Source organism: Stenotrophomonas sp. P5_A9 (assembly GCF_056400525.1).
Map to the genome: position 1 here is coordinate 20850 of NZ_JBFULC010000004.1, position 26565 is coordinate 47414.

At 65.3% G+C, this 26565-nt stretch carries 25 protein-coding genes and 1 tRNA gene; 10 read left to right on the top strand and 16 right to left on the bottom strand.

Features of this window, described 5'->3' with window-relative positions; all coding sequences use genetic code 11:
* Positions 1 to 55: 55 nt before the first annotated feature.
* The gene (locus AC1DR7_RS02055) at positions 56 to 763 is read right to left on the bottom strand and encodes a phosphatase PAP2 family protein (protein ID WP_256774080.1); all 708 of its coding nucleotides are present in this window, start codon (positions 761 to 763) and stop codon (positions 56 to 58) included.
* Positions 744 to 2009, bottom strand: coding sequence for a flavodoxin-dependent (E)-4-hydroxy-3-methylbut-2-enyl-diphosphate synthase (ispG, locus tag AC1DR7_RS02060; RefSeq protein ID WP_256774081.1), 1266 nt, complete (start codon positions 2007 to 2009; stop codon positions 744 to 746). The genes AC1DR7_RS02055 and ispG overlap by 20 nt, the downstream gene beginning before the upstream one ends.
* A 159-nt stretch (positions 2010 to 2168) precedes the next feature.
* On the opposite strand from ispG, the gene AC1DR7_RS02065 reads away from it, so the two are divergent.
* Together AC1DR7_RS02065 and AC1DR7_RS02070 are read left to right on the top strand one after the other, a co-directional pair.
* Positions 2169 to 3395: an ATP-binding protein gene (locus AC1DR7_RS02065; RefSeq protein WP_256774082.1), complete on the top strand. Its 1227-nt coding sequence runs from the start codon at positions 2169 to 2171 to the stop codon at positions 3393 to 3395.
* Positions 3392 to 3961, top strand: coding sequence for a response regulator transcription factor (locus tag AC1DR7_RS02070; RefSeq protein ID WP_256774083.1), 570 nt, complete (start codon positions 3392 to 3394; stop codon positions 3959 to 3961). Before AC1DR7_RS02065 ends, AC1DR7_RS02070 begins: the two co-directional genes overlap by 4 nt.
* 67 nt (positions 3962 to 4028) lie before the next feature.
* On the opposite strand, the gene AC1DR7_RS02075 is transcribed toward AC1DR7_RS02070, so the two are convergent.
* The 11 genes from AC1DR7_RS02075 to pcnB form a co-directional block, all read right to left on the bottom strand.
* Entirely contained in the window at positions 4029 to 4472 is a 444-nt protein-coding gene (locus tag AC1DR7_RS02075; protein ID WP_256774084.1) for an XVIPCD domain-containing protein, read from the bottom strand.
* Positions 4473 to 4530: 58 nt separating this feature from the next.
* Positions 4531 to 6045, bottom strand: a complete 1515-nt coding sequence (gene pgi, locus AC1DR7_RS02080; RefSeq protein ID WP_478053052.1) for a glucose-6-phosphate isomerase — start codon at positions 6043 to 6045, stop codon at positions 4531 to 4533.
* Complete coding sequence (gene panD, locus AC1DR7_RS02085) at positions 6042 to 6422, bottom strand: aspartate 1-decarboxylase (protein WP_457320069.1); 381 nt, start codon at positions 6420 to 6422, stop codon at positions 6042 to 6044. The genes pgi and panD overlap by 4 nt, the downstream gene beginning before the upstream one ends.
* 471 nt (positions 6423 to 6893) lie before the next feature.
* On the bottom strand, positions 6894 to 7049 hold the full coding sequence (locus AC1DR7_RS02090; RefSeq protein ID WP_457320071.1) for a hypothetical protein: 156 nt from the start codon (positions 7047 to 7049) through the stop codon (positions 6894 to 6896).
* Positions 7050 to 7371: 322 nt separating this feature from the next.
* Entirely contained in the window at positions 7372 to 7767 is a 396-nt protein-coding gene (locus tag AC1DR7_RS02095; protein WP_478054518.1) for a DUF6896 domain-containing protein, read from the bottom strand.
* Entirely contained in the window at positions 7767 to 11141 is a 3375-nt protein-coding gene (locus tag AC1DR7_RS02100; RefSeq protein WP_457488911.1) for an RHS repeat-associated core and ParB-like nuclease domain-containing protein, read from the bottom strand. The genes AC1DR7_RS02095 and AC1DR7_RS02100 overlap by 1 nt, the downstream gene beginning before the upstream one ends.
* Positions 11138 to 13990, bottom strand: a complete 2853-nt coding sequence (locus tag AC1DR7_RS02105) for an RHS repeat protein (protein ID WP_478053001.1) — start codon at positions 13988 to 13990, stop codon at positions 11138 to 11140. The genes AC1DR7_RS02100 and AC1DR7_RS02105 overlap by 4 nt, the downstream gene beginning before the upstream one ends.
* Positions 13991 to 14192: 202 nt before the next feature.
* Positions 14193 to 15035, bottom strand: coding sequence for a pantoate--beta-alanine ligase (panC, locus tag AC1DR7_RS02110; protein WP_478076378.1), 843 nt, complete (start codon positions 15033 to 15035; stop codon positions 14193 to 14195).
* Entirely contained in the window at positions 15032 to 15847 is an 816-nt protein-coding gene (panB, locus tag AC1DR7_RS02115) for a 3-methyl-2-oxobutanoate hydroxymethyltransferase (protein ID WP_256774091.1), read from the bottom strand. The genes panC and panB overlap by 4 nt, the downstream gene beginning before the upstream one ends.
* A gap of 31 nt (positions 15848 to 15878) precedes the next feature.
* Complete coding sequence (folK, locus tag AC1DR7_RS02120) at positions 15879 to 16367, bottom strand: 2-amino-4-hydroxy-6-hydroxymethyldihydropteridine diphosphokinase (protein WP_457318588.1); 489 nt, start codon at positions 16365 to 16367, stop codon at positions 15879 to 15881.
* Positions 16368 to 16370: 3 nt separating this feature from the next.
* On the bottom strand, positions 16371 to 17744 hold the full coding sequence (pcnB, locus tag AC1DR7_RS02125) for a polynucleotide adenylyltransferase PcnB (protein WP_478051497.1): 1374 nt from the start codon (positions 17742 to 17744) through the stop codon (positions 16371 to 16373).
* Positions 17745 to 17794: 50 nt separating this feature from the next.
* Between pcnB and AC1DR7_RS02130 the strand changes: the two genes are divergently transcribed.
* A tRNA-Glu gene (locus tag AC1DR7_RS02130) sits at positions 17795 to 17869 on the top strand.
* A 66-nt stretch (positions 17870 to 17935) separates the two neighbouring features.
* Here the strand turns inward: AC1DR7_RS02130 and AC1DR7_RS02135 are convergent.
* Entirely contained in the window at positions 17936 to 19357 is a 1422-nt protein-coding gene (locus AC1DR7_RS02135) for a sugar porter family MFS transporter (protein ID WP_457318589.1), read from the bottom strand.
* A gap of 212 nt (positions 19358 to 19569) precedes the next feature.
* Here AC1DR7_RS02135 and AC1DR7_RS02140 point away from each other — a divergent pair, with 212 nt between their 5' ends.
* Together AC1DR7_RS02140 and fdxA are read left to right on the top strand one after the other, a co-directional pair.
* Positions 19570 to 20472: an SMP-30/gluconolactonase/LRE family protein gene (locus tag AC1DR7_RS02140; RefSeq protein WP_478051496.1), complete on the top strand. Its 903-nt coding sequence runs from the start codon at positions 19570 to 19572 to the stop codon at positions 20470 to 20472.
* Positions 20473 to 20580: 108 nt separating this feature from the next.
* A complete protein-coding gene (gene fdxA, locus AC1DR7_RS02145) occupies positions 20581 to 20904 on the top strand; it encodes a ferredoxin FdxA (RefSeq protein ID WP_108764771.1) in 324 nt (107 codons plus the stop codon).
* Between the two features lie 212 nt (positions 20905 to 21116).
* On the opposite strand, the gene AC1DR7_RS02150 is transcribed toward fdxA, so the two are convergent.
* Together AC1DR7_RS02150 and dapA are read right to left on the bottom strand one after the other, a co-directional pair.
* Entirely contained in the window at positions 21117 to 21641 is a 525-nt protein-coding gene (locus AC1DR7_RS02150) for a hypothetical protein (protein WP_478076379.1), read from the bottom strand.
* Between the two features lie 27 nt (positions 21642 to 21668).
* Positions 21669 to 22562 carry a 4-hydroxy-tetrahydrodipicolinate synthase gene (gene dapA / locus AC1DR7_RS02155; RefSeq protein WP_457318592.1) on the bottom strand — a complete coding sequence of 298 codons (894 nt, stop codon included), beginning with the start codon at positions 22560 to 22562 and terminating at the stop codon, positions 21669 to 21671.
* Between the two features lie 163 nt (positions 22563 to 22725).
* Between dapA and AC1DR7_RS02160 the strand changes: the two genes are divergently transcribed.
* From AC1DR7_RS02160 to AC1DR7_RS02180, 5 genes are all read left to right on the top strand, one after another.
* Entirely contained in the window at positions 22726 to 23286 is a 561-nt protein-coding gene (locus tag AC1DR7_RS02160) for a glycine cleavage system transcriptional repressor (protein WP_256774098.1), read from the top strand.
* 96 nt (positions 23287 to 23382) lie between these two features.
* A complete protein-coding gene (locus AC1DR7_RS02165) occupies positions 23383 to 23862 on the top strand; it encodes a peroxiredoxin (protein ID WP_457318593.1) in 480 nt (159 codons plus the stop codon).
* Between the two features lie 81 nt (positions 23863 to 23943).
* Positions 23944 to 25341, top strand: coding sequence for a PhoH family protein (locus AC1DR7_RS02170; RefSeq protein WP_256774100.1), 1398 nt, complete (start codon positions 23944 to 23946; stop codon positions 25339 to 25341).
* The gene (locus AC1DR7_RS02175) at positions 25338 to 25844 is read left to right on the top strand and encodes a hypothetical protein (protein ID WP_457318594.1); all 507 of its coding nucleotides are present in this window, start codon (positions 25338 to 25340) and stop codon (positions 25842 to 25844) included. The genes AC1DR7_RS02170 and AC1DR7_RS02175 overlap by 4 nt, the downstream gene beginning before the upstream one ends.
* A 41-nt stretch (positions 25845 to 25885) precedes the next feature.
* Complete coding sequence (locus AC1DR7_RS02180) at positions 25886 to 26557, top strand: YoaK family protein (protein ID WP_256774101.1); 672 nt, start codon at positions 25886 to 25888, stop codon at positions 26555 to 26557.
* Positions 26558 to 26565 lie beyond the last annotated feature (8 nt).

Here is a 26565-nt window from a genome sequence, read left to right on the forward strand (position 1 = left end):
TATCAGTGTACGCCTGCGCCCCGGCGCAATCGGCATCCCACGCATCCGGACCGGTTCAGTGCCGGTGCCGCCACGGCGCGCGGCGCCTGAACATGACCAGGAAGCACCCTACCACCCAAACCAGAGCCGCACACCAACCGGCCAGGATGTCGGAGGGGTAATGCACGCCCAGGTAGACCCGCGACACGCTGACCAGCACGCTGAACAAGGGCGCGGCCACCAGCACCGGCCAGCGCCAGCGAGTGTTCCAGGCCAACAGCACCACCGTCACCGCCAGGGTCATCGAGCCCATCGCATGCCCACTGGGGAAGCTGAACGTGCTTTCCGGGGCGATCGACTCCCACAGGCTGGGGCGGTCGCGCTGGAAAAACTGCTTGCTGCCCATGTTCAACAACGCCGAACCGACGAAGCAGATCGCCACGAAACTGGCTTCACGCCAGCGCCGTCGCCACAGCAGCATGCCGACGATCAGCACGTCGGCCGGGATCAGGAACCACTCATAGCCCAGCTTGGAGAGCAGCACGAAGAACTGGTCCAGCCCCGGCGAATGCAGGCCGTGCAGCTTCCATAGCAAGGGCGCGTCGAAATAGAACGACTCCAGCTCATGCACTTCGTCGGCGAGCGCGACGAAGCCGGCCAGCGGCAGCAGCACTCCGGCGAACAGCAGCACGAAACGCCAGGCGTTGTGGGCCATCCAATGGCGGAAACCGGCGGCCGCCTCGGGGGCGGCCAGCACCGTTGGCTTATCCGACGCTTCGGACATACTTGCGTTCGACATAATCGTCGATCAGCGCCACGAATTCCTGGGCGATGTTGTCACCGCGCAGCGTCACCGTCTTCTCGCCATCCACGAACACCGGCGCAGCCGGCGTTTCGCCGGTACCGGGCAGCGAGATGCCGATGTTGGCATGCCGCGATTCGCCCGGCCCGTTGACGATGCAGCCCATCACCGCCAGCGTCATGTTTTCCGCCCCGGGGTGGCTCACCTTCCATTCCGGCATCTTCCCGCGCACGTGGTTCTGTACCACCTTGGCCAGTTCCTGGAAGAACTCGGAGGTGGTCCGCCCACAGCCCGGGCAGGCCGTGACCAGCGGGGTGAAGGCACGCTGGCCGGTGGTCTGCAGCAGTTCCTGCGCAACGATCACCTCGGCGGTACGCGACTGGCCCGGTTCGGGCGTCAGCGAAATGCGGATGGTGTCGCCGATGCCTTCCTGCAGCAGCACCGCCAGCGCCGCCGACGAGGCGACGATGCCCTTGCTGCCGATCCCGGCCTCGGTCAGGCCCAGGTGCAGGGCAAAGTCCGAGCGCTGGGCCAAATCGCGGTACACCGCGATCAGTTCCTGCACGCCACTGACCTTGGCCGACAGCACGATGCGATCGCGCGGCAGGCCCAGCTCGACGGCGGTATGGGCCGAATCCAGCGCCGAACGGATCAGCGCTTCGCGCAGCACCCGGCCGGCATCCCACGGTTGCGCGCGCTGGCTGTTCTCGTCCATCAGGCGGGCGGCCAGCGACTGGTCCAGCGAGCCCCAGTTGGCCCCGATGCGCACCGGCTTGTCGTAGCGGATCGCAAATTCGATCAGCTGCGCGAACTGGGTGTCCTTCTTCTTGCCAAACCCCACGTTGCCCGGATTGATCCGGTACTTGGCCAGGGCTTCGGCGCAGGCCGGCTCCTGGGTCAGCAGCTGGTGGCCGTTGTAATGGAAATCGCCGATCAGGGGCACCTCGATGCCCATCATCCGCAGCTTCTCCACGATGCGCGGGATCGCTGCGGCCGACTCGGGATTGTTGACGGTCAGGCGCACCATCTCCGAGCCGGCCCGCCACAGTTCGGCGACCTGCTTAACGCTGGCGGCCACATCGGCGGTGTCGGTGTTGGTCATCGACTGCACCACCACGGGCTGGCCTCCGCCTACGACCACACCGCCGATACGGACGGCCTGGGTCTGGCGGCGGGCCCACACGGTCGTGTCGGACGGTTGGGTCGGTTGGGTGACGGCGTCATGCATCAGGCTATTTTAGCGCGCCAAACGTGACCGTAGGTGCCAACCGTTGGTTGGCACTCATCTTGTGGTTGGCGCGCATGTTGGCCGACTACGGGACCGCCAGCGCCGATGCGGCCGATTGTCGCAGGCAGGCGGCGCGGCGAGCGCATAGGATGTGCGGTGATGACCGGTACCGACGCCCCCTTCCTCCGCACCTTGTGCAGCCTGCGCTGGCTGGCCGTGGCCGGCCAGGCCGCGACCATCCTGGTGGCCACCTGGGTGCTCGGGCTGGAACTGCCGCAGCGCCCGTTGTGGGCGGGCGTGGCCGCGCTGGCGCTGTTCAACCTGTACGCGCAGCTGCGGGTGGAGAGCGCCGATACCGCGCCAGTGACCGCCTTCTGCCACATCCTGGTCGATGTGACCGTGCTGACCTGGATGGTCGGCTGGAGCGGCGGCATCGCCAATCCGTTCGGTTCGCTGTTCCTGATCCTGATCGCCCTGGCCGCGCTCGCACTGCCGCTGCGCTGGACCCTGGCCGTGGCCGCCAGCTGCCTGCTCGGCTACGCGGTCAGCGGCATCTTCGGCCTGCCCTTGCCCGCCGGCTGGTTCACTGCAATGCAGATGCACCAGTGGGGCGTGGTCTGCAATTTCCTGCTCTCGGCCACGGTGGTGCTGGTGTTCGCCACCCGGCTGGCGATGGCGCTGCGCCAGCGCGAACACGAACTGGCGATGTTGCGCGAGCGCTTCGTGCGCAATGAAGGCATCGTCGCCCTGGCCACCCACGCCGCCTCGGTGGCGCACGAACTGAACACCCCGCTGGCGACGATGACCCTGCTGGCCGACGACATCGCCGACCAGACCAACAGCAGCGAAGTGCGCGACGACGTGGACACGCTGCGCGAGCTGCTGGTGCAGTGCCGCGAACGGGTGCTGGCGCTGGCCCGGCCCGCCGCCGGCGACGCGCCCGGCCGCGACCACGTAACCCTGCCGCAGGTGCTGGAGCAATGGCGGCTGGTACGCCCGACCATCACCCTCAAGCGCAACGACGACGCCCCGCTGAAACTGCCGCTGGACCCGGGCATCGGCCACCTGTTGATGGTGCTGCTCAACAACGCGGCCGACGCCGGCGAGAAGGCCGAGCGCCCACAGGTGGACCTGACAGTGCGTATCGAGGGCGATGACCTCATCGGCGAAGTGCGCGACTACGGCCACGGCTTCGACGCCCGCCAGGCGGTGTTGCCCGGCACCCTGTTCAACAGCGGCAAGGCCCAGGGCATGGGCGTGGGCCTGGCCCTGTCCCACGCCACCATCGAACGCCTGGACGGCGAACTGTGGATGCGGCCGGCCAACGGTGCCGGCACCCGCGTCGGCTTCCGCCTGCCTTTGACGCCTCCGGAGACTTCCGCATGACCTTCCCCGCCCTGCCCGCCGCCAGCCATGGCCTGCTGGTCGACGACGACGAACTCTACCTGCGCACCCTGCAGCGCAGCCTGGCCCGCAAGGGCCTGGAAACGGTCACCGCCAGCGATACCGCCTCGGCGTTGATGCTCGCCCGACAGAACCCGCCGGCGTATGCGCTGATCGACCTGAAGCTCGGCGCCGAGTCGGGCTTGTCGCTGATCCAGCCGCTGCGCGCGTTGCGCGAGGACATGCGGATCCTGCTGGTCACCGGCTACGCCAGCATCGCCACCGCAGTGGAGGCGATCAAGCTCGGCGCGGACGATTACCTGCCCAAGCCGGCTACGGTCCCGATGATCCTGCGTGCGCTGGGCGAAGAAGACGATGGCCCGGCCGACGACGGCGACATGGAGCCACCGGATGCGATGACCCCGATCAGCCGCCTGCAGTGGGAACACATCCAGCAGGCGATGCATGAGACCGGCGGCAATGTATCGGCCGCCGCGCGCCTGCTCGGCATGCATCGGCGGTCGCTGCAGCGCAAGCTGGCCAAGCGACCGAGTCCGGAGCGGCCGTAAAGCCCCCTATCGCGCGAGCCTCGCGGAACAAGGCAGCCACGCCTGGCGTGGCGCTACCGCGTGGGAATCAGCCCTGCGTGTGCGGGGCGTGCTGCGGGTTCTGCTGGCGTAGCTGTTCGTCATTGCTGCGTTCGCGCGCAACCGACTGCGCATCGGCGGCCTGCACCCGCTGGAACGAGGCGTCCACCGGCGTCTGCACCGCGTCGGCGGTCGCCGTGTGCGCCCGCAGGTGGGCCGGATTGTCCAACGCGCCCTGCACCACGAACACGTACTCGCCCGGCTTGGCTTCAGTGCCCTGCTGGCTGAGCACCACGTGATCGACCCGGCTCAGGCCGTTTTCCTTGGCCAGCGGCAACAGGCTGGCGGTGAGGCGCTCGCTGGTGTCATCGAAACTGCGCCCATGTTGGGCGTCGATGGCGGCCACGCCGTCGCGGATCTGCTGGTACATCGCGTGGTCGGGGTGCCCGGCCTGGTCGGGCGTGGGGCGAGGTGCGGGGGTGTCCTGGTGCATTGCGACTCCTGTCTGATGGTGGGCCGGCACCGACCCGTGGCCGACACCGGCGAGAGACTCAGGCCTTCAGCCGACCCAGCACTTCCAGCGTCACCGGATCGGTGATCGCATGCGCCTGGCCCTGCAGCGCCGGCAACAGCTGGCTGGCCAGCTGCTTGCCCAGCTCCACCCCAAACTGGTCGAAGGCGTTGATGTTCCAGATCAGCGACTGCACGAACACGGCATGCTCGTACATGGCGATGAGCGCGCCCAGCGACTGCGGGGTGAGCGCGTCGAGCAGGATCAGCGTGCTCGGCCGGCCACCGGGATACTCGCGGTGCGGATCGTCGCTGCCCTGGCCGTTGGCCAGCGCTTCGGTCTGCGCCAGCAGGTTGGCCAGCAGTGCCTGGTGGTTGACCACATAGGGGTCATCGTTGTGCACGCAGCCGATGAAATCGGCCGGGATCACGCTGGTGCCCTGGTGCAGCGCCTGGAAGAAGCTGTGCTGCACGTCGGTGCCCGCCCCGCCCCACCACACCGGCACGGTGTCGCTGGCGACCGGGCTGCCATCGAGCTGCACGCGCTTGCCCAGGCTCTCCATCACCAGCTGTTGGAGGTAGGCCGGCAGCAGCGCCAGGCGCTGGTCGTAGGTCATCACCGCATGGGTGGCATGGCCGAGCAGGTTGCGGTTCCAGATGTCGGTCAGCGCATGCAGCACCGGCAGGTTCTGCGCCAGCGGCGCGGTCAGCGCGTGGTCGTCCATCTGCGCGGCACCGGCCAGCAGCTGTTCGAAGCGCTCGAAGCCGATCGCCAGCGCGATCGGGAACCCGACCGCCGACCACAGCGAATAACGCCCGCCCACCCAGTCCCACATCGGCAGCACGCGGCCGGCGGAAATCGAGAAAGCCTTCGCGGCACGCTCCGGGTTGGCGCTCACCGCGTACAGGCGCTCGCTGCCCCCCAGCCAATCGTGCAGGATCTGCCCGTTGAGCAGGGTTTCCTGGGTGCCGAAGGTTTTGGAGATCAGGATGCCGGCGGTGGTCGCCGGATCCAGCGTGGCCAACGTGCGCTGCATGGCCGCGCCGTCGACGTTGGACACGAAGTGCACGCGGAAGCGCGCGCCGGTGACCGGCCGCAGCGCATCGGCGACCAGGCGCGGACCCAGGTCCGAACCGCCGATGCCGACGCTGACGACGTCGGTGACGTTGGTGTTTTCCAGCGCGGCGATCAGCTCGCCCATCTGCGCGCGTACCTGGGCGGCCGTGGCGAACGCATCGCCGGCGACCGGCGCACCGCTGAGGTCGCCGCGCAGCGCGGTATGCAGCGCCGCACGGCCTTCGGTCACATTGACCGTCTCACCGCGGAACAGCCGCTGGAAGCCGCCGGCGACATCGCGCTCGGCGGCCAGCTGCAGCAGTGCGTCCAGCGCCGCGCGGTCGTACTTCTGCCGTGCGAAATTGACGTACAACGGACCGACCCGCAATCCCAACGTTCGTGCCCGCTCCGGTTCGGCGGCAAGCAGCGAAGGGATGCTCGCGCCACGCAGGCGCTGGGCATGGGAGTGAAGCGGGTCGAATCCGTTGTGCTGTGTCATGCGGCCTGTGTCGGGATGCTGTCGTTGGTGTGGGAGATCTGGTTCTTGCCGTCCACATATACCAACTTCGGGCGGAAGCTGTCAGCTTCTTCTTCGCTCATGCTGGCGAACGCGGCGATGATGATGATGTCGCCCACCTGCACGTGGCGCGCGGCGCCGCCGTTGAGCGACACCACGCCGCTGCCGGCTTCGGCGCGGATGGCATACGTGGAGAAACGCGCACCGTTGGTGACGTCCCAGATATGCACCTGTTCGAACTCACGGATGCCGGTGGCCCGCAGCAGGTTGTCATCGATGGCGATGGAACCTTCGTAGTTCAACTCGGAGTGGGTGACGGTGGCGCGGTGGATCTTGGTCTTGAGCAGGGAGAGGTGCATGGCGCGCGACAACGGTAAAGGAAAGGGAAATTCTAGCACCCGGGGGGCAGGCGTCAGCGCGCCAGGCTTGAGGCTTGCGGTGCAAGGGGCTCGGACCCACCGGGTGTGACCCAAGGCATCATGGGTTGAGGCCCAATCTCAACCAGCGATGAGATGTGCCTGTAAAGCGTCGCGACCATCTATCAGCACTCTTACTCCATACGTCGGAGCACCCCAACTACCTAACTGGGAATTACCCACAGATAAGCACAGGCGTCCTCGATGAAACTTGGAAATTCAGAAAGCCCGAATTTCATTCCAACATCGGAGTCAAAAAACTCTAGCGAGGGAAGAGAACTCCATCCCATCCCACCATTTTTCCGCTCCCGATCCATCCTACATAGTTGCTGCGAATTAAACTATATCTCTGCAGCAATGTGATTGAATTCAACCGGACCAACAAAACGAGCTGAGAATATCACTCAACTCTTGTCACTCTTTTAGATCCAAGACGGTGATAAAGGCGCAATCCGCTTCAAACCAAACGCCGTGGTCACTTGCAGCCCTGTGGTCCGCACCTCCGCCACGTATCGGCTGCACCCGCTGTTCCGGAATTTCCAGCCAAATCCGCAGCAATGCGAAGTCCATCGCCCCCTCCCAAAGGCAGCGCTTGATCATATGAACCCGAAGAAAGCTCGAGCAGCCACTTCCTCGATGATCACACCTTTCAGGGACTCAAGCGCAACCACTTCTCCATCCAACGCCGAGTTGAACTGTAATTCTTAAATTTCACCGTGCCAGCAAGCTATGGTCCCGACGCAGTGTTGCCCGTCGAGATCAGACTCACTCGCCCGCCCTCATGATCGTTGAACTGAACACGACATCCCTTCGAGCGAAAGAGATTCTCGTTCAGATCAAGCCATTCTCTAGATGTGAAACGCTCATGATTACTCGCAGGATAGCCGCTTGCCTAGACCACCTCGTAGACCTTTGGGTGATTTGATTCGCGAAGCATACCGTCACGAACTAGCCTTTCAATTGATTCCTGCACGGTCGCGACTTCGAATTCTCTTTTGTGAATGCTCTCAAGAAAAGAGCGCAAGCGCCATGCATCAATCGGACTGGCGAGGTCCGGATAGAATCTATGTGCATCGATCGTCAAATCGTCCGAAGCCCTGACGAACACGACACCAAGCCCATGCTTCCTGAACTTCCACTCACCGCTATCCGTCAAAACGACCCCACGCCCCGGCAAAGAGAGTAGAAAACCCTCACGAAAATGGGGGTGACGCCGTTCCAACTCAGCAACCAGAGCGATTTGCAATCCTGAGAATTTCAGAAGGCAATGGACATCTAATAATTCCATCAGCAATCCCTCACTCTTGCCTCTGCCGCCTCTTGAAGAAGTTGCCGCCCCTGCGAGGGCGTCACTTGAATTTCACGCACTGGAACCTCCTTCAAGCCCACCTTAATCGCTGCCGCAGCGCGATGGTGACCATCGATGATAATTCTCTTGCCCTCAAAGGTTGCGGCTTCTATTGGCTCACTCGGATTGTAACCATTCATTCTCATATCATTGGCCATCCTCTTTATTTGACTTCCTGACATCTCGTTCGGGCCTTGGCGACCTAGAAGACTCCTTGGATTCAAATTTGAGACCACCTCCGCGGAATCTGCAGCAAATCTGGACTCCGCTCGCATAATCAACGCGGCACGACCGGTGGCCGCGACACCTTGCGCATGCCCCAAAGTCATAATGGACATCGTGCCTTCCGCGACAGCCAGCACCCCCTGCGCGGCGGCCATTCCGTACTCTCCGCGCTCTGCAGATGTTACTGCCGCATCCCATGCAATCTGACCGGGGATGAAAGACCGCATCCACGCTGGACTTTCTGCACGCCCATCTGAGTCGATAAAGCGATATGGACTATCCGCCGCATAACAGTACCTGCAGAAGTTGCGCGCATTTTTAAGATCCACCATAACTGGATCTGCAGACACGAATATTGCAAGCGCAGGGTCATAATACCGTTGCTGCATGTAACTCAGCCCAGTCGCAGCATCCAACGCATGCCCGGTGTACCCAGGCCGATCCCTCAGTACCCCATTGATCTGCTCGCCGTAAGGCTCGTACTCCAGCGTCTCTGTCAGATCCCCCCACCCATCCGTCTCCGCCACCGGTGAGCCCAGCAGGTCCGCGTGCTGGTATCGGGTGTTGACCGCACCGCTGCCCGCAGCCGTGTCATGCAGGGCAATCAACCCATCGCCCAAATGGATGTGTTCGGTGCGGGTGCCGTTGCGTGCATCGTCTACATACAGCAGCCAGCCGTCAGCGCTGTACATCTGATTCGAGCAGCCTGCCCCGTTGCAGCTCAATACGCGCCGCCCCTGCCCGTCGTAGGCATACCAGTCCTTGCCGACCACTTCGCGCAGGCGGTTGCCGAAATCGAAGCGGAACTCCTGGCCGTTCTTCGGGTGCAGGTTGCCCTGGACGTCGTAGCTGAGCCCGATGACGGTCGCCCCGTTGCACCCGCCCTCCTTCACATTGGTCAGCCGCCAGTTCTGGTCGTAACAGTAGTGGTGAGCACGCGGGCTGCTCCCTGCCGCCACTACGTTCAGACGCAGGTTATCGAACGGGTCGTACTCGTAGAATGCCTCGCCGAACATCGACGAATTGACGTGCACAAGCCGGTCCGCGGCGTCGTACTGCATAGTCCGGCTCTGACGGCCATTGCGCAGATCGGTGATCTCGACCGGATTGCCGGCAGGGTCGTAGGCATACGCAAGATCCAAACGCGTGCCCGACCCGGAACAGCCGGTAGCCCCCACGCAGTCCGATACGCGTGTCGGAAGCTGGCGCGTGTTCTGGGCAAGGGTCCGCACCACGCCGTTGCCGTACGCGAACTGCTTGATCGCACCGTTGGCATGCCATTGAACGCCTGCGGCGAAGCTGCCTACCCGGGTTGGCTGACCCAGCGCATTAGGCGCGTAATCCACGACCAGTCCCGAACCGGGGTAGCGCATGCTACTGCGATTGCCATGCGCGTCGTAGGCATGCGACGCCGTCCAGGCACGCCCATCCGGAAGCTGCTGACTTTCCTCCACCAGCAGGCGCAGGCGGTTGTAGGCGTAGGTGGTGACCGTCGGGACCGCGACGCCAGGGTTGGATACGCTTATCGCCGAGGGCTTGCCATCGGCGGTATAGGCCCATATCTGGTCCCCCTTGCCGTCGGGAAAATGCAGCGTGGCAAGGCGCCCGCGCGCATCGTAGGTGCGGTCCACGCGGCGGCTGGCCACCTCGACGCTGTCCCCTGCTTCTTCACAGGCGGCATTGCCCGGTAGGCCGGCCGCGCTCCAGGCTAGGTTGCCCGCCGGGTCGTACCCCGTCAGGGTGACGCCGGTTTCAGGCTCTTCCACCCTGCACAACAACTGCCGCGCGTTATAGGTGTAGCGCCGTGTGACGGACTGACCCTCGGCCCCACTACTGGAGGCAAACACCGTGGCGCTGACCGGTGCACTGGTCGCCGACAGGCCATGACTGTCTGTCGCGCGCGCGACAAACGCGTAGACGCCGGAAGGCAATCCGCCCACCGAGGACGAGAACGGTGCGTCAGTCGTTGTCGCCACAACGTTGCCGTTGACGAGGTACTCCACCTTTTGGATGGTGCCGTCCGGGTCGGAAGCCGCAACCGCCAGGACAAAGCTGCCTGGCTCCCGCCGAACCGCACCGGGCGAAGGCGAGGTGAGCGTTACAGATGGCGGCAACGCAATGAAGACCGGGATCGATGTGGAATCCACCCGAGCGCCCCGGGTGTCGAAGGCGCGCGCGACGAGCTGGTGCGCACCTGCAGTTGCCACCCAGGTGAATGCATACGGAGCCGTTGTAGAGGCGCCTGCCCACTGGCCGTCGACAAGGAATTCGACACGTGCAATGCCGTCATCCGCATCACTGGCGCTGGCCTGCATCACCACCGCCGCACCTGCCTGGAACACCTGATGGGCCTGCGGTGCGACAAGGCTGACCTGCGGCTGCTGGTTAGGCGTGGGAATGCCGGTGACATCGATGTTGGCCAGCACGTAAGCGCCTTCGCGCAGCGAGAGGCGTGCGCCCGCAGCCGTAATGGACGACACGCCCTGCGATCCACTTGCCCCTTGCGCCAACAGAACCGGACCAGCCCCTTGGGGATTGGAGATGAACAGTTGCGCCGATGCAGCGTTGGAGCTCCACGAGACAGTGACGCTGCACGCACTGGCGCCCCAAGGAATCACGCAGTTGGACGGGTTCGCCGACAACGAGCCCGTGGGCTGGCTTACGGTGACGCGCACCAGCGGCGACTGTACTTCCCGGTAGCGCTCATTGCCCGAGGCATCGTGGGATATCGCCACCCCCATGAACACAAAATCGTAGGTGCCTGCAGCAAGGCCTTGCTCGTTGTAGTACTGCGTGGTCGGGTGATCCCAATCGACATCCAGCACGACGAGTTCGCCATTGCGCATCAGGTACATAGAGGAATGGTCGATTGCTTCATAGACCCCATTGATGATGGCGTCGAGCAGATCGACCTTTAGCGCTACGTTGCCCGGGGCCACCAGCTGGCTGCCGCTGGTGGCTGTAACGCGGAAGCGCGCGGCATTCGGCGACTGTGCGGCTCCATGAAGCGCCCAGACCGACATCACCAGGCCCATGAGGATGCGGAGAAGCGACAGCGCTCCCCTTGTCTGTCGTTCGACGCGGCTCATTGCGCTGCCCCCACCCGGCTGATGGTCAGGGGCTTGCCGTGGGCATCGCGATTGATCTCCATATGGATACCTCCGGGCATATCCATGCTTGCCGGAAGCTCGTACTGCGGTTCGTCGTAGGCATCGTAGGCGGTGAGTGTGATTGCTCCCTTGGGATTGATTGTCCGGATCTGGTTACCCGGCAAATATTCATTGCGGGTGACAAGCTGGCCTAGCTCGGAATCGCGACGGGACTCGGTCATTCGATCGAGCGCGTCATGGCGCGTCCACTCACCCACCGCCGGCGGAACTGCATCGCGGCTGGGATAGGACTGGAACACAGTCCTACCGGAGGCGTCGTACTCCCGCGATACCACGCTCAGCGTCGAAGCACGGTCCGCCTCGTCATATTCCTGGGTAAGCACAGGCCGCCACATCGAATCGAAATACGTGGCCTTGCGGTAGTTTCCCTGCGCAACCAGCTCCTGCCACTGCCCGGCCATGACACCCGGTGGCAACGGATCGGCGTTTGTGAGCTGGCGGAACCCCAGCGACTTGTTGAACCAGATGGTCGCGTCACCGGCGGGGTAGACTACCTGACTCAATCGTCCCATTGAATCGTAGGCATAGCTGGTGGCGAAGCCGTTCTCGTCGGTTTCAGAGGTTATCCAGCCTTGGTCGTTCACGACGGCCCGCTTCGACTGGCCGCCGGGATAGGTAATCGTCTGCGGATAGCCGCGCTTCCAGTTCAACAGATGAACCGCTGTATCGATTCCGGCCAAACTTCTGGCATCGGCCACGCTGGCAACTGTTCCGTCCGCGTGATACGTCAGATTCTGATCGATCGCACCAAAGCGATAGGTCCGTAACGGCACCGCCAGGGATGGGTCGTAGTCCACGCTGAACATCACATCGTTGGCGCATGAAGCGGGTGCGATGCAAGCGGAACGGCTGACCTGGCCAAGCACCCACAGCGAAGACTGGTCGAAATAGCCAACCGACTCGGTGCGCAGGTAGCCGATGGTGTTGGATCGCGCAATGGCCGTAGGCCGTGAAAACACATCCAGCACCGTACTGGCGCGGGTGTACGCCACGCCGTCCTGCTGGATGGTCCGCTGGATCTGCGGGCGATGGAATTCCCCCTGGAAGCCATCACCATTGAGTCTCAGACTGGTGCCATAACGCGCCGGATATGCTGCGTCTTCCCGGCTCAGGTCGTAGCTGTACGTTGTGGAGCGCAGTACCGAGGTGCCACTACCGACCTCTTCCTGCAGCAGCTTGCCTTCGTTGTAGCGATACGTATTGCCGTAACGGAATCGTCGCCAGCGCCCATCCGTCTCATGCACAGTGGTGATGCTGGATTGGGCACAGCTTTCGGACGTGCACAGCGGTTGCTCGCATTGCGTTGAAGTGTTGTACGGGCAGACCGGGTATTCCTCGGTGGTACCGGGATAGCGGTCGAAGCCGAAATTTGGAAGGTACTCATAGGTCCAATTCGCCGCAGGCATCCCCTTGCCCTGCAGGGTCTTGCTGCGCAGTGTCAATGTGTAGGCGAAAATGGGATAGATCGGAACGTCGTCGGTCGGATCGTTGCCATATCCCCAGTAGGGCGGATTGCTGCCCACCGTTGTCACGTTGCTGCAGGTCAATGGCACATGGCTGCGTCCATGCGGCTGCAGGTCCACCGTGAACGTAGCAACCGCGCCAGACGGGTGAACGACGGTGCCGGTGAGGCTTTCGATCGGGTTGCCGACGTTGCCGATCGACGGCGCAAGGATCTGCTCCGAACAGGTACGGAAGATGTCAGTCGGCAGGACCACCGAGCCGACCGGAAATCCGTCGCCGTTGAGGGGTGGCGTTTCATACTGGGGCACCGGGTGTTCGATGCGCGCCGTCGCAAAATCCAAGAACTGAATATTCCACGCACTTGAGTCAGGCAATTGGACCCGGGTCAGGGTTTTGTAGATTCCGTCAATGGTGTACTGCCAGGTGCGTACGCCGTCGTTGACGGAACTGACAAAACTGCCGGTGTAGTTGATGTTCAGTACGCGGCCATCGCTGGATGCAATGCGGGTCAGCCTTGCCGGTTGGTTCCATGCGTTTGCATAGGTGTACTCGACAGCGTTGCCGAAGCGGTCTTCTACCCGTGTGGCGTAGAGCGCATTGTGTCGACGGTTCAGATACGTCGAATAGGGTGACCCGGTATTCGGGCTGTAGCCGACTACCTGCCGCACCCGACGATCGGAGTTCTGCGCCATCCAATCGAAACGATATTTGGTCCCGTCCGGCGCCAGTGCAATAAACCCCTCCCCGTCGCCATTGCGGATCGCCGCCAGACATGCCACTTGGATCTGCCCGGAGCTGTTCCATGGATAAGACGCTCCATCGGCAGGCGCGGGAGCGTTGACAGCCCGCCGCAGCATCTCTCCACCGCCCGGGACGTTGAGCGTCAGCCCCTGCCAGAAGTCGGAACGCTGATGACGAATCGGCACAGGCGGCAGGGTGGCCGCCGAGCACCGGCGGCCAGGCTGCTCACCGGTATTGATCCAGTCCGGGGCGAACACGCCGCTGATGTTAGGGGCATCGATCTGCCAGTCGGCCAGCATGCCGTCGTTGATGGTGTCCTTGCGATCCTTGACGGAGTACCGGCGCCTCAACTCTACCGGCAGCGCATTGTTGCCAGGGACGCTCACATCCACTACCGAGAAAGCCAGACCGCCGTCGGACAAGCTGACCTCATCGCCCATCAGCGTCGGCCCGAGAGCCTCGACCCTGCTACTGGACGGCAGTCTTCGGTCTAGTTCATCCCAGGAGAAGTTGGCCTCGCTTTGCGCCTTCGCCCCCAGCGGCGCAAAGGCAAGGATCGCCACCAACCCTGCCGCCACGCACTTCCACACTGCACATCCTAGGTGAGCCATCCCTGTCCTTGGATTCACGCATGTGAACGAAACGTGAACTTACGCTATCAGCGCGTTCCGGTGCAAGTGAGGCACGTCTCCATTCGAGTAATCCCCAGCAATGACGAAGGGCGCCCTCCGGCGCCCTTCGTATGTCGACACTGCCGCTTTGGCCTCAGAACTCCAGGTTGTCGATCAACCGGGTGTTGCCGATGCGCGCGGCGATCAGGGCCACGCGGGTGCCGTCGTTGGCGTCTGCCGGCTCGGACAGGTCCGGCAGGCGCACCAYGGCATAGTCGACCTGGAAGCCGGCCGCCTGCAGCGCGGCGGTGGCCTCGGCTTCGATCAGGCTGCGGGTCTTGCCGGCGATGAAGCCTTCGCGCATGCCCAGCAGCACCTGGTGGATGGTGGTCGACACCGGGCGCTGTTCGGCGTTGAGGTACTGGTTGCGCGAGCTCATCGCCAGGCCGTCGCCTTCGCGGACGATGTCCCCGCCGACGATCTGGATCGGGAAAGCCAGGTCTTCCACCATCTGCCGGATCACCGCCAGCTGCTGGTAGTCCTTCTTGCCGAAGGCGGCCACGTCCGGCTGCACCTGGTTGAACAGGCGCGAGACCACCGTGCACACGCCATCGAAATGGCCGGGGCGATGCGCGCCTTCCAGCAGGCCGCTGATGCCCGGCACGTTGACGCTGGCCGCCAGCGCCACGCCGAACGGATACATCGATTCGACCGTCGGCAGCCACAGCACGTCACAGCCGGCCTGCTCCAGGCCAGTGGTGTCCGCCTCGGGGGTGCGCGGGTAGCGGGTGAAGTCCTCGTTCGGGCCGAACTGGGTCGGATTGACGAAGACACTGGAGACCACGCGGTCGGCGTACTGCCGCGCCAGCGTGACCAGCGAATAGTGGCCCGCATGCAGGTTGCCCATGGTGGGGACCAGCGCGACGCGCAGGCCCTCGCGCTTCCAGCCGTTGACGACGGCGCGCAGGCGGGACAGTTCGGTGACGGTTTCGATCATGAGGCGTAGGCGTGTTCTGCGTCGGGGAAGGAGCCGTCGCGCACGGCGTCGGCGTAGGCACGGACGGCACCGGCGACCGAACCGCCTTCGGCAAGGAAATCCTTGACGAACTTGGGTCGGCGATGGCCGCTGTCCAGGCCGAGGAAGTCATGCAGCACCAGCACCTGGCCATCGCAGCCGGGGCCGGCACCGATGCCGATGGTGGGCACGGCCACGTCGGCGGTGACCTGGGTGGCAATCGGGGTGGGCACGCACTCGAGCACGATGAGCGTGGCGCCGGCGTCGACCGCGGCCTTGGCGTCGTCACGCAACTGCTGGGCGGCGTCGCCGCGGCCCTGCACGCGATAACCGCCCAGACGCAGCACCGACTGCGGGGTCAGGCCCAGGTGCGAGCACACCGGAATCTCGCGCTCGACCAGGTAACGAATCACGTCCAGTTTGAAGCCGGCGCCTTCGATCTTGACCATCTCCGCACCGGCCTGGAGCAGGCGCAACGAGGCATCCAGCGCGCGCTCGGGGGTGGCATCGGCGCCGAACGGCAGGTCGGCCACCAGCAGCGCCCGCTGCAGCACGCGGGCCACGGCGCGGGTGTGGTAGACCATGTCGTCGGTGGTCACCGGCAGGGTCGAATCATGCCCCTGCACCACCATGCCCAGCGAGTCGCCGATCAGGATCAGGTCCACGCCATTGGCATCGAACGCACGCGCGAAACCGGCGTCGTAGGCGGTCAACATCACCAGCTTCTGCCCGTTGCGCTTGGCCTCGGCCAACGCGGGCACGGTCCAGGGCTTGCTGTCTGCGTGGGTACTCATGAGCTGATAACCGGTGGCGATAAGCGGGGCATTATCCCCCTATTGGCGCGATCCCGCAGGCCGGGACCCGCACCACAGCATCCCGCACGCGGCCGTGCCCGGGAATCACCGCATCCGGGGCGATTTCGGCCAGCGGCAGCAGCGCGAAGGCGCGCTCGTGCAGGTAGGGATGCGGCACCTGCAGCTGCGGCAGGTCGATGACCGCCTCGCCGTACAGCAGCAGGTCCAGGTCCAGCGTGCGCGGGCCCCAGTGCACGCCGAGCGTGCGGACCCGGCCGAAGCCGCGCTCGATCGCCAGCAGCGCGTCCAGCAGTTCCGGCCCGCTCAGCGCGGTATCCAGTAGCGCGGCGGCATTGACGAAGGCCGGCTGGTCTTCATTGCCCCAGGCCGGCGTGCTGTACAGCTGCGAGCGCGCCTGCAGCGTGGTGCGCGGCAATGCGGCCAGCGCCTGGAACGCATCGCGCAGGGTCTGCGCGGCGTCCCCCAGGTTGGCGCCCAACCCGATGCAGGCGACGGTCACCGCTTACTCGCCTGCAGCAGTCCCGCCCGGACGGCGGCGGCGACGGCGGCGCTTGCGCGGTGCGCCGTCCTCATCACCCTCGCCCTCGACGTGCGCGGCATCCAGCGCCGAATCCAGCTCGGTGCCGGACTGCAACTGGGCCTCGCGCCAGAACTCCACATCGGCGCTGTGCTCGCTGGAAGCCACTTGGCGCAGTACCAGGAAATCATAGGCGGCGCGGAAGCGCGGATGGGTCAGTGTGCGGATCACGCGCTTGCGCTGGCGTGAGCTGAAACGGCCCTGCAACAGCCAGATCTCCTGCATGGGCAGGGAGAAGCGGCGCGGCAGCGCGATCGTGGTCAGCTGGTGCAGGGTCACCCGGTCTGCGGCGCGGCGTTGCGCCTCTTCCAGCGCGATGCCCTGCTTCTGCAGGCTGGCCAGCGCGCGGCAGAACGCCGGCCACAGCAACAGCGCGAACAGGAACGAAGGCGACACCGGCTCGTCGTTGGCCACGCGCAGGTCGGTGTTGTGCAGGCCTTCGATGACCATCCGGCGCAACGCGCCGCTGCGGTTGCTGCGCAGTGCGGCGGCACTCTCGGGGAACATCACATCCAGCAGGCCGTAACGCTCCAGGCCCTCGAAGCTGGCCACGCCGTGCCCGGACAGGAACAACTTGAGCACTTCCTCGAACAGGCGCGCCGGCGCGGCTTCGGCCAGAAGGCCGGCCAGGCGCGGCAGCGGTTCGCCACTGGCGTCGTCGATCTGGAAACCGAGCTTGGCCGCCAGGCGCACCGCGCGCAGCATCCGCACCGGGTCTTCCTGGTAGCGCTTCTCGGGGTCGCCGATGAGTTTCATCAGGCGCGCCTGCACGTCTTCGAACCCGCCGGTGTAGTCGCGCACCGAGAAGTCCTCGATGGCGTAGTACAGGGCATTGCAGGTGAAGTCGCGGCGGATCGCATCGTCCTCGATGCTGCCGTACACGTTGTCGCGGACCAGCATGCCGTTTTCCATCTCGCGGTCGCCGCTGCCGTCATCGATGTTGGCGCGGAAGGTGGCCACCTCGATGATCTCGCGACCGAACACGACATGGGCCAGCCGGAAACGGCGGCCGATCAGGCGGCAGTTGCGGAACAGCGCCTTGACCTGCTCGGGCGTGGCATCGGTGGCCACGTCGAAGTCCTTGGGGTTGCCACCGACCAGCAGGTCGCGCACGGCGCCACCTACGAGGTAGCCGGCGAACCCGGAATCCCGCAGCCGGTACAACACGCGCAACGCGTTCGGGCTGATGTCCTTGCGGGAGATGGTGTGCTGGTCGCGCGGAATCACGCGCAGGCTGAACGGTGATGTAGCAGAAGAATTGATGTTGGCGCTTCCGGTTGAGTTTTCGGGATTGCCCAATGGCATCTAGGTCCATATACTAGCGCGCTGCGCAGTTCGCGACAAAGCCTGCTCCCTTCGTCTAGAGGTTAGGACGTGGCCCTCTCAAGGCTAAAACAGGGGTTCGAGTCCCCTAGGGAGCACCAGTCGCGGTGCAGAACGACCAGAAACCCCGCTCCGGCGGGGTTTTTGCGTTGCAGGGCCGGCCAAGCTCAGCCCTCCATCTGCTCCAGCTCCTTGCCTTTGGTCTCGCGCACATAGCGCAGCACGAAGAAGATCGACAGCACCGCAGCCACCGTGTAGATGCCGTAGGCACCGGCCAGGCCGATCCCGGTCAGCAGCACCGGGAAGCTGACGGTAATGGCGAAATTGGCGCTCCACTGCGCCGCACCGGCCACGGCCAGCCCCGAGCCGCGGATCTGGTTGGGGAACATCTCGCCCAGCATCACCCACATCACCGGCCCCCAGGACATGTTGAAGAACACCACATAGACATTGGCCGCGATCAGCGCCAGCCGCCCCATGCCGTCGGACAGTTGCAGCCGGCCGCCGTCCAGGGTGCCACTGGCAAACGCCACGGTGACCAGCGCCAGCGACACCGCCATGCCCAGCGAGCCGACCCACAGTAGCGGTCGCCGCCCGATCCGGTCGATCAGCACGATGGTCAGCAGGCAGGCCCCGATGCTGAGCGCACCGGAGAGCACGTTGATCAGCAGTGCGTCGTTCTCGGAGAAGCCCACCGCCTGCCACAGCACCGCACCGTAATAGAAGACCACGTTGATGCCGACCAGCTGCTGGAACACGGCCAGGCCGATGCCGATCCAGACGACGCGGCGCAGCCCACCGGCGCGCTTGTCGATCAGGTCCGACAGCTGCGGCCGGTGCTGGTCGCCGGCCAGGGAACCCTCGATCTCGGCGACCTTGACCCGCGCCTCCTCCGCGCCGTACAGCCGGGTCAGCACGCCCAGCGCCTGCGCATGCCGCCCCTTGACAACCAGGTAGCGCGGGCTTTCCGGGATGCGCAGCAACAGCACCAGGAACAGCGCCGACGGCAACGCCTGCATCCAGAACATCCAGCGCCAGGCCTCCTGGCCCAGCCACAGCGGTTCGGTCGACGCCCCGGCTGCACGCGCCAGCAGGTAGTTGCTGAGGAATGCACAGAACAGCCCGGTGATGATCGCCATCTGCTGCATCGTGGCCAGCCGACCGCGATAGCGCGCCGAGGCCACCTCGGCGATGTAGGCCGGCGACATCACGCTGGCCGCACCCACCGCGACGCCACCGATCACCCGCGCCAGCACGAACAGCGCCGAGCTGTGCGCCGCACCGGCACCCAGCGCCGACAGCAGGAACATCGCCGCGGCGATGATCAGCACCCCGCGCCGGCCGAGCCGATCTCCCAGGCGACCGGCGAAGAACGCACCGAACGCGCAGCCCAGCAGCATCGAGGCCACCTCGAAGCCGATGCCGGCCTGGCTGGACTGGAAGGTCTGTTTGAGCCCGTCGACGGTGCCGTTGATCACCCCGCTGTCGAAGCCGAACAGGAAACCACCGAGGGTGGCCACGCAGCTGATCAGGACGATGAACGCGGTGTTCTCACCGCTGCTGGCGGATCGGGGAAGCGGTGTGGACATGGACGCACCTGGCCGAAGAAAAGGACGGCCGCCCAACCGCGCGACCACGGGATGGCCGCAGCGTCGCACAGGTGTGGGCAGCGACACCATGCCCGCGGTCGGGATCGGCCCGGAGACGACACGTCCTGTCGCGCATACCGCCGATGCCCACGACCCGTTGCCCCCGGCGGTGGCAGAATGCCCGGCCCTGCCGCGATCCCCCTGCCCTGATGATGCCTGCCGATACCGCCGCCCCCGCCCTGCTGGTCGACAGCCGCTGCACCCACGGCGAAGGCGCGCTGTGGTCACCGCGTCGGCAGTGCCTGTTCTGGGTGGATATCAGCGCGCGGCGGCTGTGGCAGTACGAGGCGTCCATCGGCACGCCCCGCCACTGGCCCCTGCCCGACCGCCCCGGCTGCCTGGCCGAAGGCGAGGATGGCCAACTGCTGCTCGCCCTGGCCGGCTCCCTGCAGCGAGTGGATATCGATGCACCCGATGGCGTGCTGCGCCTGCAGTGGCTGGCCGACGTGCAACCGGAACAGCCCACCACCCGCAGCAACGACGGGCGCACCGATCGCGCCGGCAACCTGGTGTTCGGCACCATGAACGAGGACCCTGCGCGCGAGCCCCTCGGCCGCTTCTACCAGTACAGCACGCGCCACGGCCTGCGCCTGCTGGACCTGCCTGGCGTGGTGATCCCCAACGCGATCTGCTTCAGCGCCGACGGCCGCACCCTCTACTACTGCGATTCGGTGCGGCCGGAGCTGTGGTGCTGTGACTACGACGCCGAGCGCGCGCAGTGCAGCCATCCCCGCCGGTTCGCCCGGCTGGAGGACCCGGCGTGGGAGCCGGACGGGGCGATCATCGATGCCGACGGCAGCCTGTGGAATGCGCAGTGGCGCGCCTCGCGGGTGGTCCGTTACCTGCCCGACGGACGGATCGACCGGATCGTGCCGATGCCGGTCCGCAACCCCACCTGCGTCGCGCTGGGCGGACCGGGGCTGAGCCAGCTGATGGTCACCAGCTCGCGCCTGGACCACAGCCCTGAAGCGCTTGCAGCCGCCCCCTACGCGGGCAGCGTGTTCGTCGTGGAAACCGGCATCGCCGGACTGCCAGAAACCCCGTTCCGCTGGTGATGGGCGCCTGCGGCCGGCCCGGTTGCACCAACAAGTGACATCCAATCCCGCGCCAGCGGCCAACCTGTTCTAGAATTGTCCGGCTTACTGTCGGATCCAGATCCAGCCATGCCTTTTGTCGTCACCGAAAACTGCATCAAGTGCAAACACACCGATTGCGTGGAAGTGTGCCCCGTGGATTGCTTCCATGAAGGCCCGAACTTCCTGGTGATCGACCCGGACGAGTGCATCGACTGCACCTTGTGCGAACCCGAGTGCCCGGTCAACGCGATCTTCCCCGAAGACGACGTGCCCGCTGGGCAGGAAGTGTTCGTCGGCCTCAACGCCGAGCTGGCCAAGGCCTGGCCGGTGTTGACCGTGCGCAAGGACCCGCCTGCCGACGCCGGCGAATGGGATGGCAAGCCGGACAAGCTGCCGCTGCTGGAGCGCTGAGCCACGCCAGCGTGCCGCACTGAAAAAGGGCGCCAAGGGCGCCCTTTTCATGTCCGCTAGCGCCGAGCCATGCTCGGCTAGCCCATCCGGCAGAGCCGAGCCATGCTCGGCTGCGCCGATCCGGAAGCAGCCGAGCATGGCTCGGCTCTACCCGGTTTCCTTATCGCGGCACGCGGCACGGACCCGGACAACGGCCGGGTCCGCACACGCCCTTACGGCGCCAGCTTCGMCTTCAGCTCAGCCAGCAGCTTGGTCGGGGCAGCACCGGTAGCCGGCAGGCCACGCGGGTCAACGGCGGAGATGTACGCGCCGGCTTCCACGCCAACCACGCGCACCAGGAAGTCGCTGCCTTCATAGGCCACATCGTAGGAACCCAGCAGCTGGGCCTTGCTGGCGATCTTCACCCCTGCAATGGCGTCCAGCGCGGTGCCGACCTTGCCGAACGCCTCATCCTTGGTGCCCTGCACGGTGAAACCGGCAGCATTGGCGGCCGGTGCCTGCGTGCCGGCAGCGGCCGGCGCGGGCCTGGCCGACTGCGAGGCCAATGCCGGCACCTGGGCCGTGGCGCTGCCGCCCGGGACGTTCAGGTCCGGCGGCACTTCCAGCGGACGCATTTCCGGCGCGAGCGCGTAGTCGCCCTTCGCACCACGCTTGAAGCAGCCGGTGGTGCCCACGAGGGTGGCGGTGGCCAGGATCGCGAAGGACAGCACGCGGATGGCGGAAACGGATTGACGCATGTGAATCTCCTAGGTTACCACTGTCGATCAGTGGTTGGATAGTGCTTCCAGCGCACCGATGTCGGTGGCCAGGTGTTCGGCAGCGGCGTGATGGGCCGCAGACAGGGACAGCAGCGGCAGGCGAAGCCCGTGGCCGATGCCGATCCGGCGCAGCAGGTCCTTCACCGGGATCGGATTGGACTCCACGCCGCAGAATGCATGGAACGGCTCCAGGCGTGCATCCCACGCCTCGGCCGCGTCGCGCTCGCCGGCCGCAGCCAGGTCGCACATGCGCCGGTAGGCGCCCGGCAAGGCATTGGAGCCCACCGAGATCAGGCCATCGATGCCGGACAGGATCGAGCGTGCGGCGGTGCCGTCATCGCCACTGAGGATGGCGAACGCCGGCGAACGCAGCGCCAGCAGCGCCTGCACGCGGCCGACATCGCCCACCGCTTCCTTGATCCCGACGATGTTGGGATGGGCAGCCAGTTCGGCCACGGTCTCCGGCAACATGTCGCAGCCGGTACGCCCGGGCACGTTGTACAGGATCACGGGCAGACCGCCCTGGTCGGCCACCGCGCGGTAGTGCGCGATCAGTCCGGCCTGGGTCGGGCGCACGTACGGCGGGGTCACCACCAGCGCATGGGTGGCGCCATTGGCGGCCGCGCGGCGGGTCTGCTCGATGGTTTTGGCCGTCCCCGACAGACCGGTACCGGCCAGCACGGCGACGCGTCCGGCCACGGTTTTCACCGCGCTGCGCAGCAGCTGGTCGTACTCGTCGTCGGACAGGGCCGCGGCCTCGCCGGTCGAACCGGCCACCACCACCCCGTGAACACCACCCTCCAGTTGCAGGTGCAGCAAGCGCTGCCAACCGTCGGGATCCAATGCGCCGCTCGCCTGGAAAGGCGTGGCCAGCGCGGTGATGAGACCGGAAAGGGACAAGGAAACGTTGCTCGGAAGAAAGGGGGCACCCCACCTGCGTAAACGCCGGCCGGATGTACTTTGCATGTTACTTGCGGGTCGAAAGCGCGGGCAAGTATGCTGGACTCCGGCGAACGTGCCGTCGTCGGCCGTTCAGACTCACCTTGTATCACCCGGAACCATCTTGACCGACACCACGCCGCGGCCTGCGCCGACCGAAAACCATCTCCTGATCAACGCCTATACGACGCATCCGGAGTCCCCCCTGCTGCCCGTCACCCGGCGTATCGCCGACAGCGGCTGCAACCTGGTCGATGCCCGCCTGTCCACGGTGGGTCGCGATGTCTCGGTGACCGCCCTGGCCACCGGCTCGTGGGACTCGGTGGCAAAGCTGGAAGCCATGCTCACCCGCCTGGAGCGCGAGGAAGGCCTGAAGCTGGTCTGGTACCGCACCGGTGCCAAGCAGGCGCAGTCCAACCTGCTGCCCTACATCGTGGAAGTGATCGCCGCCGACAAGCCGGGCATCCTGTTCCAGCTGGCCGATTTCTTCGACCGCCAGGGCATCACCATCGAGAACCTGCAGAGCACCCGCTACCGCGCCATGCAGACCGGGGCGGAAATGTTCTCCGCGCAGGTCACCATCGGCGTACCGGCGAACATGCACATCGCCGCGCTGCGCGACGATTTCCTGGAGTTCTGCGACCACCTGAACCTCGACGCGATCATGGATCCGATGAAGTTCTGATCTTTCGCGCGTTCGTCACGGGCGCGCGATGTTTCATGCAGGTGTGATGACGCACGTCTGTAACAGCTTTGCCCCAGGCTCCGGAAAAAGGACCTCATGAACATCGGCGACACCCTGGACAGATCCACCCTCGATCTCCCGCTGGCACTGTCCGGCGGTGAAACCACCACCCTCGGCACGCTCGCCGGCCAATGGCTTGTTCTGTACTTCTATCCCAAGGACAGCACGCCAGGCTGCACCACCGAAGGCATCGACTTCAACGCGCTGCTCCCGCAGTTCACCCAGGCCGGCGCCCGCGTGTTCGGCGTCTCCCGCGATTCGGTCAAATCCCACGACAACTTCTGCGCCAAGCAGGGCTTCGCCTTCCCGCTGATCAGCGATGGCGACGAAGCGTTGTGCACCGCCTTCGATGTGATCAAGCTGAAGAACATGTACGGCAAGCAGGTGCGTGGCATCGAACGCAGCACCTTCCTGATTTCGCCCGACAGTCGTATCGTGCAGGCGTGGCGCAAGGTCAAAGTGGCCGGCCACGCAGACACCGTCCTTGAAGCCCTGAAGGCCGCGAAAACCCAGTGATCAATCCGGCACCCCCCATGGCCATCACCCTGCCCCGCAGGTCGTGATGGCTTGTCCCTGTTCTGCCACCAGGAATTGACGATGACCCGAGGCAAGCGCATCTACGTACTGGATACCAACGTGCTGATGCACGATCCGACCGCGCTGTTCAAGTTCGAGGAGCATGATGTCTACCTGCCGATGCAGGTGATCGAAGAGCTGGACAACGGCAAGAAGGGCACCACCGAGGCAAGCCGCAACGCGCGCCAGGTCAGCCGTTTCCTCAATGAGCTGGTGCAGGCCTCGGGCCTGGACAACCTGGCCGATGGCATCCCGCTGCAGCGCCCGAACGGGTTGCAGCTGCGCGGCAAGCAGAGCGTGGGCCTGCTGCGGTTCCAGACCAGTCATTTCGATGCGGGCAAGAGCTTCGGCGCGGTCATCCCGGACAACGCCATCCTCGGTGCGATCCTGGCGCTGAAGGAACAGGTGCCCGAGATCCCGGTGGTGTTCGTCTCCAAGGACATCAACCTGCGGATCAAGGCGGCCATCGCCGGGATCGTGTCCGAAGACTACGAGAACGACCGCGCGCTCGACGATTTCAGCCTGCTCTACACCGGCGCCACCGAGCTGCCGGAAGATTTCTGGAAGAAGCACACCGACAACCTGCGCAGCTGGAGCGACAAGGGCCGCACCAGTTACGAAATCATCGCCAGCGAAGACGAGAACTGGCATCCCAACCAGTACGCCTACCTGCCCGGCGAGGATGAAGTCGAACTGCGCGTGGCCAAGGTCGACAACGACAAGATCACCCTGTCGCTGGTCAACGACTTCCGCCACGGCAGCCACGCGGTGTGGGGCATCAGCGCGCGCAACCGCGAACAGAACTTCGCGCTCAATGCGTTGATGGACCCGGAGATCGACTTCGTCACCCTGCTCGGCACTGCCGGCACCGGCAAGACCCTGCTCGCGCTGGCCGCCGGCCTGGCCCAGACGATGGACCAGCAGCGCTATCGCGAGATCATCATGACCCGTGCCACGGTCAGCGTCGGCGAAGACATCGGCTTCCTCCCCGGTACCGAGGAAGAAAAGATGACCCCGTGGATGGGCGCGCTGACCGACAACCTGGAAGTGCTCACTCACACTCAGGAAGGCGGTGCGTGGGGCCGTGCGGCGACCAACGACCTGATCGCCAGCCGGATCAAGATCCGCTCGCTGAACTTCATGCGCGGCCGCACCTTCCTGTCGCGTTACCTGATCCTGGACGAAGCACAGAACCTCACCCCCAAGCAGATGAAGACCCTGATCACCCGTGCCGGTCCCGGCACCAAGATCGTCTGCCTGGGCAACGTCGAACAGATCGACACCCCGTACCTGACCGAGACCACCTCGGGCCTGACCTACGCGGTGGACCGCTTCAAGAACTGGCCGCACAGCGCGCACGTCACGCTGCGCCGTGGCGAGCGTTCGCGCCTGGCCGATTACGCCTCGGAGGTGTTGTGAACCATTCCCTGTCCCGTGCCGTCCTGCCGCTGGCGCTCGCCGCGCTGGCGGCCGCCTGCACGCCTGCCAATACACGACCGGGCGCCAGCGTCCCGACCACGGTCAAGACCGGCCAGTCCTGGGTGGTGACGCGACCGATCGTCGCCGCCCAGGTCCTGGACACCTGCTCGCGCGACAGTCCCGGCCGCGAGGCCGGGCGGGTCACCGGTTACTGGGCGCCCAGCCGCAAGGAGGTCGAACAGCTCGAAGCCCAGCTTCCGTCGCTCGACGCGCAGGTGCCCAAGGCCGCCGATTTCGACCGCCAGTACGTCGGCATCGAAATGGACGGGCGCAAGCTCATCTATCTCAACGCGTTCCACCTGCCCGACGCTGCCGACATCGATCCGGCCCGCGAGGCCATCCGGGTCTGCGACGGCGGCGCGCAGTTCTGGGGTGCGGTGTTCGACCCGTCCAGCGGCAGCTTCTCCGAGGTGCAGTTCAACGGCCCGCCCGCGGGCCGTTGAGCATGCGTTGATCGTGTCGTGAACCTTCCCGCGAACGCCGGATGAGCATCCGGCTGCCCACCTGGGTGTGGATCGGCGCGATCGCGTTGTCGTGCGTGGCCGGCATGGTCAACGTGGTCGGCTTCCTGGGCTTCGAACACCAGGCCGTCAGCCACATGACCGGCACCACCAGCCAGCTTGGCATGGCCCTGGCGCAGGGTGACTGGCGCGTGGTCGGGCACCTGTGGGCCCTGCTGATCGCGTTCTGCCTGGGCGCCATGCTCAGCGGCATGATCGTGCAGGACAGCGCGCTGCAGCTGGGCCGTCGCTACGGCGTGGTGCTCACGCTGGAATCGCTGTTGCTGCTGGCGTCCATCCCGCTGTTCAAGCAGCAGCAGATCTGGGGCGCGCTGGCCGCCGCGATGGCCTGCGGCCTGCAGAACGCCATGGCCACCACCTTCAGCGGCGCGGTGGTGCGCACCACCCACCTCAGCGGCATGTTCACCGACCTGGGCATCGGCCTGGGCCACCTGCTGCGTGGCCTGCCGCTGCCGATCCGGCGCCTGACCCTGAGCGGATTGATCGTCAGCGGTTTCCTTGCTGGCGGTGTGATCGGTGCGTGGCTGTTCCTGCGCGTCGGCTACGACGCCCTGCTCGCCCCGGCACTGCTGACCGGCTGCACCGGCCTGGGCTACGTGCTGTACCGGCCATGGGCGTGGCTGCGCCGCCCGTGAAGCGCGCC

Excerpts from the sequence above, each read along its gene's own strand:
- AC1DR7_RS02055 (WP_256774080.1), bottom strand. The coding sequence starts at position 763 with ATGTCCGAAGCGTCGGATAAGCCAACGGTGCTGGCCGCCCCCGAGGCG.
- ispG (WP_256774081.1), bottom strand. The coding sequence starts at position 2,009 with ATGCATGACGCCGTCACCCAACCGACCCAACCGTCCGACACGACCGTG.
- AC1DR7_RS02065 (WP_256774082.1), top strand. The coding sequence starts at position 2,169 with ATGACCGGTACCGACGCCCCCTTCCTCCGCACCTTGTGCAGCCTGCGC.
- AC1DR7_RS02070 (WP_256774083.1), top strand. The coding sequence starts at position 3,392 with ATGACCTTCCCCGCCCTGCCCGCCGCCAGCCATGGCCTGCTGGTCGAC.
- AC1DR7_RS02075 (WP_256774084.1), bottom strand. The coding sequence starts at position 4,472 with ATGCACCAGGACACCCCCGCACCTCGCCCCACGCCCGACCAGGCCGGG.
- pgi (WP_478053052.1), bottom strand. The coding sequence starts at position 6,045 with ATGACACAGCACAACGGATTCGACCCGCTTCACTCCCATGCCCAGCGC.
- panD (WP_457320069.1), bottom strand. The coding sequence starts at position 6,422 with ATGCACCTCTCCCTGCTCAAGACCAAGATCCACCGCGCCACCGTCACC.
- AC1DR7_RS02090 (WP_457320071.1), bottom strand. The coding sequence starts at position 7,049 with ATGGACTTCGCATTGCTGCGGATTTGGCTGGAAATTCCGGAACAGCGG.
- AC1DR7_RS02095 (WP_478054518.1), bottom strand. The coding sequence starts at position 7,767 with ATGGAATTATTAGATGTCCATTGCCTTCTGAAATTCTCAGGATTGCAA.
- AC1DR7_RS02100 (WP_457488911.1), bottom strand. The coding sequence starts at position 11,141 with ATGAGCCGCGTCGAACGACAGACAAGGGGAGCGCTGTCGCTTCTCCGC.
- panB (WP_256774091.1), bottom strand. The coding sequence starts at position 15,847 with ATGAGTACCCACGCAGACAGCAAGCCCTGGACCGTGCCCGCGTTGGCC.
- AC1DR7_RS02135 (WP_457318589.1), bottom strand. The coding sequence starts at position 19,357 with ATGTCCACACCGCTTCCCCGATCCGCCAGCAGCGGTGAGAACACCGCG.
- AC1DR7_RS02140 (WP_478051496.1), top strand. The coding sequence starts at position 19,570 with ATGCCTGCCGATACCGCCGCCCCCGCCCTGCTGGTCGACAGCCGCTGC.
- fdxA (WP_108764771.1), top strand. The coding sequence starts at position 20,581 with ATGCCTTTTGTCGTCACCGAAAACTGCATCAAGTGCAAACACACCGAT.
- AC1DR7_RS02165 (WP_457318593.1), top strand. The coding sequence starts at position 23,383 with ATGAACATCGGCGACACCCTGGACAGATCCACCCTCGATCTCCCGCTG.
- AC1DR7_RS02170 (WP_256774100.1), top strand. The coding sequence starts at position 23,944 with ATGACCCGAGGCAAGCGCATCTACGTACTGGATACCAACGTGCTGATG.
- AC1DR7_RS02180 (WP_256774101.1), top strand. The coding sequence starts at position 25,886 with ATGAGCATCCGGCTGCCCACCTGGGTGTGGATCGGCGCGATCGCGTTG.